11 protein-coding genes are annotated in these 12624 nt (G+C 33.4%); 9 read left to right on the top strand and 2 right to left on the bottom strand.

What is annotated here, in order from left to right; genetic code table 11:
- Positions 1 to 109: 109 nt before the first annotated feature.
- Positions 110 to 1663, top strand: a complete 1554-nt coding sequence (locus tag HLK68_RS02400) for a response regulator transcription factor (RefSeq protein ID WP_170837660.1) — start codon at positions 110 to 112, stop codon at positions 1661 to 1663.
- Positions 1660 to 3426 carry a sensor histidine kinase gene (locus HLK68_RS02395; protein WP_132942809.1) on the top strand — a complete coding sequence of 589 codons (1767 nt, stop codon included), beginning with the start codon at positions 1660 to 1662 and terminating at the stop codon, positions 3424 to 3426. The genes HLK68_RS02400 and HLK68_RS02395 overlap by 4 nt, the downstream gene beginning before the upstream one ends.
- A 33-nt stretch (positions 3427 to 3459) precedes the next feature.
- On the opposite strand, the gene HLK68_RS02390 is transcribed toward HLK68_RS02395, so the two are convergent.
- Positions 3460 to 5427 (bottom strand): glycosyl hydrolase 53 family protein, encoded by a 1968-nt coding sequence (locus HLK68_RS02390; RefSeq protein WP_132942810.1) that lies wholly within the window; start codon positions 5425 to 5427, stop codon positions 3460 to 3462.
- Positions 5428 to 5644: 217 nt separating this feature from the next.
- Between HLK68_RS02390 and HLK68_RS02385 the strand changes: the two genes are divergently transcribed.
- The 5 genes from HLK68_RS02385 (at position 5645) to HLK68_RS02365 (ending at position 10580) form a co-directional block, all read left to right on the top strand.
- Positions 5645 to 6412 (top strand): DeoR/GlpR family DNA-binding transcription regulator, encoded by a 768-nt coding sequence (locus HLK68_RS02385; protein ID WP_009607640.1) that lies wholly within the window; start codon positions 5645 to 5647, stop codon positions 6410 to 6412.
- 10 nt (positions 6413 to 6422) lie between these two features.
- Positions 6423 to 7214 carry an HAD family hydrolase gene (locus HLK68_RS02380; protein WP_006783283.1) on the top strand — a complete coding sequence of 264 codons (792 nt, stop codon included), beginning with the start codon at positions 6423 to 6425 and terminating at the stop codon, positions 7212 to 7214.
- Positions 7215 to 7394: 180 nt separating this feature from the next.
- Complete coding sequence (locus HLK68_RS02375; protein WP_132942811.1) at positions 7395 to 8687, top strand: biotin/lipoyl-binding protein; 1293 nt, start codon at positions 7395 to 7397, stop codon at positions 8685 to 8687.
- Positions 8680 to 9366: an ABC transporter ATP-binding protein gene (locus tag HLK68_RS02370; RefSeq protein WP_006783281.1), complete on the top strand. Its 687-nt coding sequence runs from the start codon at positions 8680 to 8682 to the stop codon at positions 9364 to 9366. Before HLK68_RS02375 ends, HLK68_RS02370 begins: the two co-directional genes overlap by 8 nt.
- Complete coding sequence (locus tag HLK68_RS02365; RefSeq protein WP_006783280.1) at positions 9363 to 10580, top strand: ABC transporter permease; 1218 nt, start codon at positions 9363 to 9365, stop codon at positions 10578 to 10580. The genes HLK68_RS02370 and HLK68_RS02365 overlap by 4 nt, the downstream gene beginning before the upstream one ends.
- Positions 10581 to 10613: 33 nt before the next feature.
- Here the strand turns inward: HLK68_RS02365 and HLK68_RS02360 are convergent, their stop codons facing one another.
- On the bottom strand, positions 10614 to 11114 hold the full coding sequence (locus HLK68_RS02360) for a hypothetical protein (RefSeq protein ID WP_006783279.1): 501 nt from the start codon (positions 11112 to 11114) through the stop codon (positions 10614 to 10616).
- 291 nt (positions 11115 to 11405) lie between these two features.
- On the opposite strand from HLK68_RS02360, the gene HLK68_RS02355 reads away from it, so the two are divergent.
- Entirely contained in the window at positions 11406 to 11627 is a 222-nt protein-coding gene (locus HLK68_RS02355) for a DUF2164 domain-containing protein (protein ID WP_006783278.1), read from the top strand.
- 273 nt (positions 11628 to 11900) lie between these two features.
- Entirely contained in the window at positions 11901 to 12119 is a 219-nt protein-coding gene (locus HLK68_RS02350) for a DUF1653 domain-containing protein (protein WP_055163793.1), read from the top strand.
- Positions 12120 to 12624: the final 505 nt, after the last annotated feature.

Genomic DNA, 12624 nt, shown 5'->3' with positions numbered 1-12624 from the left:
TATATTTGGAAGCGATTTCTGATAGAATTAGAAATAGAGTAATAATTTTATAAAGTATAAAATATTAGTGATTAGATGCAATTTTAATAAATAGAGGTGGGGGATGACAATGAAAGATTTGTTCAAATTGCTTATTGTCGATGATGAATTGATTTTAAGAAATGGATTTAAATATTTATGTGATTGGAACAGCTATGGTTTTAATATAGTAGGGGAAGCAGCTAATGGGGAAGAAGCTTTGGTGCTAATTGAAGAATTAAATCCTCATATTGTGATTGTGGATATTGTGATGCCACTCATGAATGGAATAGATTTTACGAAAGTGGTACAGGAGCGATATCCGCACATTAAAGTCATTATTTTAAGTAGTTTCAGTGAATTTGATTACGTCAGAGAAGCTTTTAAATATGGTGCAGTAGACTATTTGTTAAAGCCTCAGTTAAAAAGTGAACAGTTGATTAATTTATTAACGAAAATTAGTACTGAATTAAGAGAACATGATTTTTCCCAACGACTTCCATTTAATCCATCACAATTGTTGAAATCTATTTTGATTGATAAAAACAACTCGCATGGGGATCTTGAAGAGTTATCAAGTTATATGGATCAATCTATCTTTATATTGATAAAGAGTTCACTACAAAATATCCCACAGCAAGAAAAAGAAAATGTTAAAGATAAGTTATCGAAGATAGTGGAGGCTCATTTAAATAGGTATCAGTATATTGAGGTTTGTAGTGATCGTGAATACTATCTATTAGTTAATATCTCACCCACTGTAGAAGATGATCTTTATGCTTCACTTAGCATATTAAATGATGCCCTTAACAAGGAGTTAAATTCAATTAAATTTATTGTGAGTTCAACGTTTAAAACAGTTCAGGAATTAGAAAAAATAAATGAACAACTGACTAGTAAAATAGGACGATTATTTTATTTTTGGAATGAATCTGTTGTTTTTGAAAAAACGGTTAAAATTAACGATGGTATTCAGGGAGAATTTGAATTTGATATGTCACAACTCATCAAATTAATTAAAGGATTTCATATGGATGAGGCGAAGAAATATATTGAATATTATTTTGAGAATATTAAATTTAGAAGATTATACGATGAATATGATTTTAAACGATTAGTTCAAAATATTATTTATAATATTATCAACACAAGCAGTACATTAGGGTTTGATGTTAGTCACATTAATAGGGGAAAAATTAAATTATTTAAAGAAATTGATCAATGTCACGATGTTAATAACATCCTAAATAAAATTAATGTTTTATTAAATGAAATATCAGACCTGATGAATCAGCAAATTGAAAGAAAAAATTCTATTATTTTAGAAAAAGTTATCCAGTATGTCGAAGAACATTACAACGAGGATATTACCTTATCTGATATTGCAGATAAATTACATATCAATTATTATTATTTATCCACCTATTTTAAAAATCAAACAAGTGAAAATCTAACGACTTATATTAACCGAATTAAAATTGAGAAAGCTCAGAAACTTTTAAGAGATAGCCAAGATACGATTGCAGAAATTAGTAAAATTGTTGGATTTTCAGATCATAATTACTTTTCAAAGGTATTTAAAAAGCATGTCGGCATGACCCCATCGATGTATCGTAGAAAAGAATTAGGTTGGTTTAAAAAATGAAAAAGTATAACACGATTTTTTTAAGAATTCTATGTATTATGCTACCTGCTATTTTTGTATCTCTAATTACAATTGGGTTTAGTTGTTTATTTATTTCAAAACATGTCTTGTTAGATGAAGTCATTAGTATCGCTAAGCGGAATTTTACACAAGCTCAAAAAGGTTTATTAGATTATAACTCAAAGATTGCGATAGCAATTAGTAAAATTTCAAGTAGTAATGAATTTAAAAATTATATCTTAGCATCCGAACCATCTACGTTAGAGTCATTTAATTTAGTGACGGATATAGGACATTTTAGAGATGATTATGAGGAGTATATAACACCAGAATCATCTTATTATATTGTGTCGAGTGCATTGGGTAACGAGGGGCGTTATTATACGAGCAATCCATCAAAATGGGATACGATTCCTAATCATTTTTTTGAAAAATATCTAATGAAAGACGGAAAAGTTATTAATCAGATAGTTTATCATTCGCAAAAGGGGTTATTTGAAGAGTCATCCCCATATTTGAATAATATAATGGTTACCAAACCATTGTATAATCCAAAAGATCAGTTGATAGGTTATATAGTTGTTATTGTTGATGAAGCATATGTGGCATCAACCTATGAAGATTATGTAACAGATGGAATGACAATTTCTTTAATTACACAAGGTGGAGTTGTTCTCTCGAGCAGTGATAAGTCGCAATTATATTTGAATAAATTAGAGCTATTTGAAACCATAGATGAGATCGATGAAACTGAAACAAGTCCTATTAAGTTATTGAAAACCGTAGATAAGACAATCATTGGTTTGTATCTTCCATTTTATGATGCTTATTTAATTGGAGAAATATATCCTGAAATTGTATTTTCATCATTAGAATATTTGAGAGATTATATTATTTTAATTATTTTTATAACATTAATTTTGACTGGAATTTTTGTTTTTATTTTTTCTAGATATATTACGAATCCGTTGCGACATTTAGCTAAACACATGACTTTTACTGAAACACATGATTTTAAGAGCTATATTTTAGATAATAAAGGAAGTGAGGAAATTCAGCTCATTACAGAAGCATATAATACGATGTTAGATAATATTAATAAACATGTAACGAATCTCATCTCAGAGCAAGAACAGCGTCGTAAAGCTGAATTAACCGCATTGCAAATGCAAATTAATCCTCATTTTTTATATAATACATTGAGTTCAATTAAATATTTAGCGAAGCAGCAACGAATCGACGAGGTTGATGAAACCATTCATTCACTCATTTCTATCTTACAAAATGTGATTGGAACAGCTGATGAGATGACAACGGTTCGCGATGAAATCAAAAATTTAGGGTATTTTGTTTATATTAATCAAGTTCGATATGGGGATGGCATTAAGGTTAATTACCAAATTTCAGAGGACTGTAAAGAATTTATGATTCCTAAATTAATTATTCAGCCGTTTATTGAAAATTCCTTTTTCCATGGCTTTGCTGGTTTAGACAGTGGGACAATAACGGTATATATTAATCAGTATAATGGAGTATTGAATATTGAAATTATTGATAATGGAATTGGGATGGAATGCTCAGATACGGTGATGGGACGAAAAAAATATCATTTTACTGGTATTGGAATCAATAATGTCGATGAAAGAATTAAATTGTTATATGGGGATGACTTTGGAATTAAAATTCAAAGCGAAGTTGGAATAGGGACAAGCATTTTGATAAATCTTCCGTCAATTCAAAAAAATGAAACCCACCAAACTTAAAATTTGGTGGGTTTCATTTTTTTGAAGAATTAGTTATTTTTTCTTTTTTAATTGAACGAAAATCGTCCCTAAAACAGCAAGAACTAAAACGATACCGCCAATCACAATTGGAATAATTCCTGACGATGCTTCAAGCGATAACTCAATCGTTGTTGTTTCACTTGGGAGGACATCAACTGCTGTAATGACGGACTTGAATCCAGATTTACTTACTTTTACTTCTGAAGTTGTTGAAGCTTCTACATTTGTTAAGAAGAAGCGTCCATACTTGTCAGTTGAGCGAGTGACTTTCTCTTTTCCAACGGTTAGGATAACGGTCGCATCCGTTAAAATATTGCCTTCTTCATCATAGACAATACCTGAAATCATCCCTTCTGTACTTCCTTCAGATGTATCCTTAAATGATTTTAGAGCAGGCAGTGCTTTTCCTTCAAAATCAAATAAAGTCGTGTTTGAAACAACGTTGTTTAAAGACATGTCCTGGCTTCCATCTTCTGCGGCACCGCGAATCATTGCCCAGCCAACACCCTCATGATTAATCATCACTGGGTCCCAGTATAAATCTCCAATCACCCAGTTATTTTCAATGTTTCGAATTCCATTAAATAATTCATCTAAAAATTCTTTTTGTCCTTGTGGTGAGGCATCATGACTTTCAGGCCCATTTGTAATTAATTGTCCTGGTTTTTTATCGGCCGTAACAGGGTACCATTTATATCCTGTCTCCATAATCACAATTTTCTTTTGATACTTTTCACCGAGCATCTCAAACCAAGGCATCACATCTTCAACCGTTACCTCTGACCAAAATGGGTAGTATGATGAACCAATAATATCATAGTTCACCCCATATTTTTCACACTCATCAAAGAAATAAAAATAGCGATCGTCATCTCCTGCCTCGTCTAAGTGGAGAATGACTTGTGTATTTGTCGAGACTTCTTTAACAGCTTTATAGCCGGCATTTAGAAAGCGCGCTAGATTTTGAAAATTAACAACATTCCCATACGGATATAAAATTCCATATTGCATCTCATTTCCAAGTGAAATATATTCAGGCGTCGTCCCTTGATCCGCTAACGCTTGCATCACTTCTTTTGTATAGTCATAAACTAACGTCTCTAATTTATCAACCGCTTCTTTATCTGACATTCCTTCAATCGCTTCACGCCAATCGGCAGGAATTTCTTGATTTGCAGCATTTGGCCACCAGTCACTGTAATTTAATGTCACTTCAATTGCCATACCAACGTCTTTTGCACGTTTTGCACTTTTTAATAAATCTTCAGTATTTTGATACCCATCTGGTAGATAGTATCTAGGACTTGATTGTGATAAAAAATCACGTCCGACATTATTATGAGTACGGAGCCTGGCGAAGTTAAATCCATTCTCAGCTAAAATATGAAAAACATCCCGTGCATTTCCATCTTCATCAAAGTATTCTCCTCCGAGATCTTCAATAAAGTTAACCATTGTCAGGTCTCCGCCTTTTAACATGCGATACTCAGTATCCTTTTTCTGTAGGGATACCTCATCATAGTTTGACCAAGTGCCTGGTAGACCATTTGAGTAAATTCCAATGGTTGCTTCATTATTTAAAACTTCAAAATCTAATATAACTTTAATAAAGTCATCAGAGACAGGAATGCTTGTTCTTGCACCATTATTGGCGTAAACATAGTGTTCTTCTTGACCACCACTACTTGAAGAATAAAGTTCTAAACGATAAAATCCATTTTCAAGTCCAGTGATTGTTTGTTCGGTGCGAACTTCATAATCCTGATTTGAGAAATAATTTAGACTTGATGAGTCGTTGTATCCCCATGCGTTGCTAATACTAGCAGCCGTAGAATCCCCCTCGATTTGCCAGTTGTTCAAAGCATCATTGAAGCTTGAATTGCTAACTAAATCATTTTCTGCTAAGGCTGTTATACCAAAAATAGATGTACTACAGATTGCAGCTAGCATTACTTTTTTACTCTTATTTAGTAAGTACACTTGATTTCCCCCTCTTACATTTTAAAAACGCTATCATCTTTAATTTACCATATATAGCTAAGTTTATCTACTAAAATAAATTCGTAATATTACTAAATAAATAGGTTGATATTATTAAATTTATTTTCAATATTAGGACTTGTATCAACAGATAAGATATTTTATAATAATAATCGATAATAAATGATATGAAATGGGAATGAAAGCGGGTGAGATAGTGTTTTTACAAGAGCGATTAGATAAAATTGAGGAACTATTATTGATTGAGGGAAAAGTTTTAGTTCGAGATTTAAGTGAACAATTTAAGGTTTCAGAAAGCATGATTCGAAAAGATTTGCAAATGCTTGAAAAACAGGGGCGTTTAAAGCGAACATACGGAGGTGCTATTAGCATCCGTCCACTCGTTCACGATCAGGGAGTTAATACTCGAATGCATCATGATTTAGATAAAAAAGAGCTAATTGCTAAACGTGCGATTCCATTTATTAATGAAGGAGAAGTTATTTTTTTAGATATTTCAAGTACAAACTTTGCTCTCGCTAAACAATTATCTAAATTAAATAAACGTTTAACGATTGTGACAAATATGATTGAAATCCCCCCTTTATTTTCAGCTAACATATTTGTTGAAGTTATTATGGTTGGTGGTCAATATAATGCGACACTTGGTGGGATGATTGGGGCCCTTGCCAATGAGCAAATTGCGATGTGTAAATTCGATAAAAGCTTTATCGGTGTTGGTGGAATTAATGTGGATGAGAACTTTATTAGCAATTTTAATGCGGAAGAATCGATAACGAAGAAAACCATTATTAAATCATCTAAGGAAGTTTTCGTCCTAATAGAAAATGAAAAGTTTAACCGTGATGGATCTTATCAATTTGCCACGTTACAAGATATTACGCATCTCATGACGGATGCTAAGTTAGAAGGGCGTATTAAAGAAAAGTTAGAACAAACAGGTCTTAACATTAGCTGTGAATAGGAGAGGGATTATGATTAAATTTATTGCGACTGATATGGATGGGACTTTATTAAATAGTCAAAATGAAATTCACCCATCATTTTATGAAACATTTAAAAAGTTAAAGGAAAAAGATATTATTTTTGCGATTGCAAGTGGACGCCAATACTATAACCTAGCCAAACGTTTTGAAGAATTAAAGGATGATTTAATGTTTATCGCAGAGAATGGAACGTTTGTGATGTATAAAGGTGAAGAGGTATTAATTAACGCTTTAGACAAACAAGTCGCCAAAGAATTAATTGAAGTGGGACGTCAAATTGATAATGCTTATATTATTGTCTGCGGAAAAAAGGCAGCCTATATTGAGAATACAGATGAAAGATTTGTGGAACAAGTTCAAAAATATTATGAAAGTCGTCAAGTCGTGAAGAGTTTTGATGAAGTGGACGATGATATTTTAAAAGTAACGATTTGCGACTTCTCAGGCTCAGAAAAAAATGCGTATCCATATTATAAAGATTATTATGAAACCCAACAGGTGTCGGTATCGGGCGAAATCTGGTTAGATATTACTGCTAAAGGTGCTAATAAAGGATATGCGATTGAACACGTTAAAAAATTATTTAAGTTAGAGCATGAACAAACGGCCGCCTTTGGGGATTACTTGAATGATTTAGAGATGATGCAAAGTGTTTACCATAGTTTTGCGATGGCAAATGCTCACGAACAGTTAAAACAAGTTTCAAGATTCATGGCGAAAAGTAATGATGAGAATGGTGTTGTCGAAAAGATTGAAGAATTACTTTCAATGATGGAATAAGTTAAAATCCTCTAGTTAAGCAATGATAGGTGGCATTGCGACTAGAGGATTTTTTTGTAGAAAATACAATAATCTTAAGAACTTCTTAGGTAATATCTTAAGATTATTTTGTTAAGATAAAGGTACAAAAAAAGTAAGAATTACTTTCGAAGTTAATTAGAGAATAAAGTGGAGGTTATGATGTTGAAGAAGAAAAAAATCGTTATTGGGGTGGGAGCTAGTCTTCTTACACTCATGCTAATAGTAGGCGTTATGAAATTTAATTCACAACCAGAAGTGGAACCGCAAATGCAATTTCAAAATACATATGTTGTTCCAAATCAAAAGAAAGTTATTTTATCAGGAAGTGTGATTCCATCACAATATACGACGTTCACAAAGGATGTGACGAAAGGTGAAGAAATGACGATTAATGTGAGTCATGGAGATTCAGTTCAAGTTGGTGATGTGTTAATCACTTATCATAATGCTGAAATCACGAGTCAAATTAATGATTTAAATGAACAGATTGCGACATTGAATGCTAAGAAAGCAAAATTATCGAGTGAAGGGACACCTGCAGCAAAGTCGGTGAATAAACAAATTAAATCGATTGAGGACCAAAAGTCAAAATTACAACAAGAAACTAAATCTCAAGTGAATCAGATTTTAAAGAAACTTGATGAATTAGTAAAACAAAAAAATGAGTTAAACCCAGATGATGAGAATGATGCCGCATTAGTGGCAGACCTTGACGCTCAAATTGAAAGCTGCTATGTTCAAAAGAATGAATTAGAATATAATTTACCCGGACAGGTAGCAGAATTTGATACACAGATTAGTGATTTAAGAAGTCAGCTAAGTGATGAAGATCAAGAAACATTTAATAATTTAGACGAGCAAATTAACACGCTAGTTAAAGAAAAAACAAAACTTGAAGAAAAAGAATATATCAAAGAAGTTGCTCCATTTAGTGGTGTTGTTTCACTTGTTGAAGATTCAAGTTCAGAAAATCCAGTTGTTTTAAAGTTAAAGAGCCCTGATTTTTATGTCACAGCATCAGTTGGAGAAAAGGATTATGCGAAGATCAGTGTTGGAATGGAAGCTGAGACCTTATTAATTGCGACGAATAAAACGGTGAGTGGCAAAATTACCTTTATTGATGAAGATCCACTTCAAGCGACAAATACTTCAGGTACTTCAACATCATCGACGTATCTTGTAAAAGTTAGTTTAGATGATCAATCTGAACTCGTGAATGGGTATCAAGCTCAAGTTTCTATCAAATTAGCCGATCAATTAATTAGTATTCCAACCGAGGCGATTGTAGTTGAGGGTGATAGTCATTATGTTTATGTAGAAAATGGGGGAGAGTTTGCCAAACAAAAGATTGAGGTTGCAGGAGAAGAACAAGGCTATACAAAAGTTAAATCTGGATTAAAAGAGAAGGATGAGATTTTAATCAACCCAAGTGAAGGTGAAACTAGTGAGTAATTTAATTGAATTAAGAAATATTCAAAAGTATTATGATGTGGGAAAAGATAAGCTACATGTTTTAAAGTCAGTGAATTTGAACATTGAAACAGGTGATTTTGTTGTCATTATGGGGAAATCAGGAGGTGGGAAGTCGACGTTATTAAATGTCCTTGGTCTTTTAGATCGATTTGAGGAAGGTGAGTATATCTTTGATGGTAAAGATGTCACGCATTTAACTGAAGTTGAACGATCTCATTTTAGAAATCGAAATATTGGATTTATCTTTCAACAGTTTCATTTAATTGGAACGTTAACAATTGGACAAAATATCGAATTACCGCTTCAGTACGACAACAGACTTGGAAAAAAAGAGCGACTTGAGAGAGTAAAACACCAACTTCAAATGGTCGGCCTTTTAGAAAAAATAAATCAGTATCCACATGAATTATCGGGGGGACAGCAACAACGTATTTCGATTGCTCGTGCCCTAATTAATGAACCACAACTAATTTTTGCAGATGAACCAACAGGGGCTTTAGATACAAATACAAGTAATGAAATTATGAACATTTTATATAATTTAAATCAAGCAGGAAAAACAATCGTCATGGTGACACATGACCCTGATTTAGTGAAGTATGCCTCTAAAGTCATTTACCTGCGTGATGGGGTATTCAATGAAGAGGTGATGTCATGAATTTAATTAATATTATTCAAGGAGCTTTGATTAATATTAAGGCGAATAAAGTCCGCGTATTCTTGACGATGATTGGAATTATTATTGGGATTAGTTCTGTTGTTGTTATTTTAGCAATTGGTGATGGGGTAAAGGCCTACTTTGCTGAGACGACATCTGAACTTGGGGGAAATAAAATTGAAGTCAGTTTTTATCCGAATAATTATGACGATTTGGCAACGATAAAGCCAATCACAGATGATGATATCCTTATGATTGAAGAAATTAAAGGTGTTAGCAAAGCTGAAATTAATAAAGATTTTTATGGAGAATCTTCTTCAGATAGTTCTCCTACTTACCTATCAGGATCGGCTAGTATCTTTGGACAAAGTACATCGATTTTTGCCGAAGCATATGAAAATTATCCAGAGCCAGAACTTGCGGCAGGAAGATATTTTGAGAGTAGTGATGTTTTAAATGATGTTATCGTCATTACTTATCAAAATGCATTAAGTTTATTTAGTAGTCCAGAAGAGGCTATTGGAGTCGCTATCGATATAAATTCAACTATGTATGAGATTATCGGTGTACAAGCTAAACCAGCTAGTATCTTTGATTGGAGTTATGATTTAGTTCAACAGGCTTCACTTGATCGAACCCCTGTTACTTTAGTGGATGAGACAGAGTTTGCGCCTAGAAGTGCCTATATCTATATCGAAAATGGTTTTGACTACGATGCCGTAATCAGTGAGGTTATTAAGTCACTTGAAGAAGCGCATGAAGGAATTAATGGAAGCTATGAATCTTGGAATCCAGGTGATATGGTTAAAGAAATGAATGAGATGATTTCAGCGATTACCCTGTTTATTGCTTTTATTTCGGCGATTTCATTACTTGTAGGTGGAATTGGTGTCATGAATATCATGTACGTTTCGGTAACAGAACGTAGACGAGAAATTGGAATTCGTCGTGCCATTGGAGCAACTCCAAATTCTATTCTGTTACAATTTCTATTTGAAGCAATGTTTGTGACATTAATCGGTGGGATTATCGGGATTTTAACTGGTTTTGTATTATCTCAGATCGTTGGATTATTCTTACCATTTACTCCAATTTTATCACTATCTGCCTTTGTTGGGGCTTCTTCAACTTCGATTATTATCGGAATTATATTTGGAATTGTTCCAGCCCGTAAAGCTGCAAATTTAGAACCAATTAAAGCAATTTATAACTAGATATAAAAAATCAACCAGTTACTGGTTGATTTTTTATTTGATGTGTGTTCGGAAATATTGGAAGACATAACAGAGAAAACAAAATTCAATGACTTGTAATCCCATGAGTAAGGCAAAAAATCCTGAGAAGAAACAAGTGAGAATATATAAGATAAGCCCAACGATTGCTATGATTAAGTAAACTTGTTGGTATGTTTGAATATCGAGCGATTCAGTTTCATCAGCTGCTGCTTTTATAATCAGGTAGAAGATAAAAAATTGAATGAGTAGTAGAGCGATAATCAGTATATAAGCGTATGTAGAGTTGTTTCCAATTAAATTATAAAATCCTTGTTGTAACAGTTCAAAGCAGGCTAGTCCGATACAGAGATATTTAGACAGTTCAAGACCTTTATTTTGTTTATGTTGAGTCAAGAGATGGGTTCCAGTCACGATTAATAAGTAACCTGCTATGTTAACAAGCCATCCAACCAATGGTAGATTAAGATAAATGAAGACCATTCCAATTAAAATAAAAGTATAGGCTTTTTTCATTGTACTGACCCTCCTTTGTTAATGATAGTGTATTCTTATGCTAATTGATAGTTGTCAGTTATCGTGACTTTTATACCGATTATCGGCGAATTCTTTATGATTTTTACCTTCTTTATAAACTTGAGCTTTAGAGGGGAGCAAAGGCCCTGTCAAAAGTAGAACTGGTAATTGATGAATACTTTATGATATAAATAGAATAAGAAAGTTGAAGATTTAAGATGAAATGATTTAAAAGGATAAGGTTGATTGGGTATATACTATTGGTTAGAGTGTGATAAGGGAGGTTTTTTTATGAAGGACTGTATAAGTAAGAAACAAAAAGAGGAAATGATTTCAAAGCTTCAAACCTATTTTTTAAAAGAACGTGATGAGGAGTTAGGACACTTATCGGCAGAATTAATGCTCGATTTTTTGATTGATACAATGGGGCCACATTTTTATAATAAAGGGTTAGAAGATGCGCAGCGATATATGATCGAACGCGTAGATGAATTACTAGATTTACAAAAGTGAATCCCCTAGACTAAGAAGCGTTAGCTCTTAGCAATCCTCAATAGCTAGGGCTTCATAGCCCCATCCTAGAGAGGCTATGTATCCACAATAGAGGGGCAATAAAAAATGAAGGCCTGAAATGATATTAAAGAAAAATGAATGTAGTTTTTAAAAATTCTTTACGACTAGGGGAGTTTCTCGTTTATAAGTAGTTGTAGGGTCAGGTATTCGATGGTTTATGAATAAGTTTGCTGAAAAATTATTAGAAATATAAATGTATTAGGAGGCATAGAGATGTCACAGACAATTCAATTAGGAAAGTATAGACATTTTAAAGGGCAGGAGTATGAAGTATTAGCTATTGCTAAACATTCAGAAACTCTTGAAGAAATGGTTGTGTATAAAGCCTTATATGGTGAATTTGGTACTTGGGTACGTCCGGCTAGTATGTGGACTGAGACTATTACAAGGGATGGTCAAACGTTTAAACGATTTGAAAAGATAGAAGAATAACCCCAGTAATTGAGGATACCTTTGCTATTCGCAAAGGCAGGGGGCCCCATGTGGACTGAGACTGTTACAAAGGATGGCCAAAGGTTTAAACGATTTGAAAAGATAGAAGAATAACCCCAGTAATTGAGGATACCTTTGCTATTCGCAAAGGCAGGGGGCCCCATGTGGACTGAGACTGTTACAAAGGATGGCCAAAGGTTTAAACGATTTGAAAAGATAGAAGAATAACCCCAGTAATTGAGGATACCTTTGCTATTCGCAAAGGCAGGGGGCCCCATGTGGACTGAGACTGTTACAAGGGATGGTCAAAGGTTTAAACGATTTGAAAAGATAGAAGAATAACCCCAGTAATTGAGGATACCTTTGCTGTTCGCAAAGGCAGGGGGCCCCATGTGGACTGAGACTATTACAAGGGATGGTCAAAGGTTTAAACGATTTGAAAAGATAGAAGAATAAGAATAAAAAGAGGAGACTTTGTTAAAAGTCATCCTCTTTTTTGTTATTG

The sequence above is a fragment of the Turicibacter sanguinis genome, from assembly GCF_013046825.1.
GTDB lineage: Bacteria > Bacillota_I > Bacilli_A > MOL361 > Turicibacteraceae > Turicibacter > Turicibacter sanguinis.
This window is presented reverse-complemented; position numbering and strand designations above follow the sequence as displayed.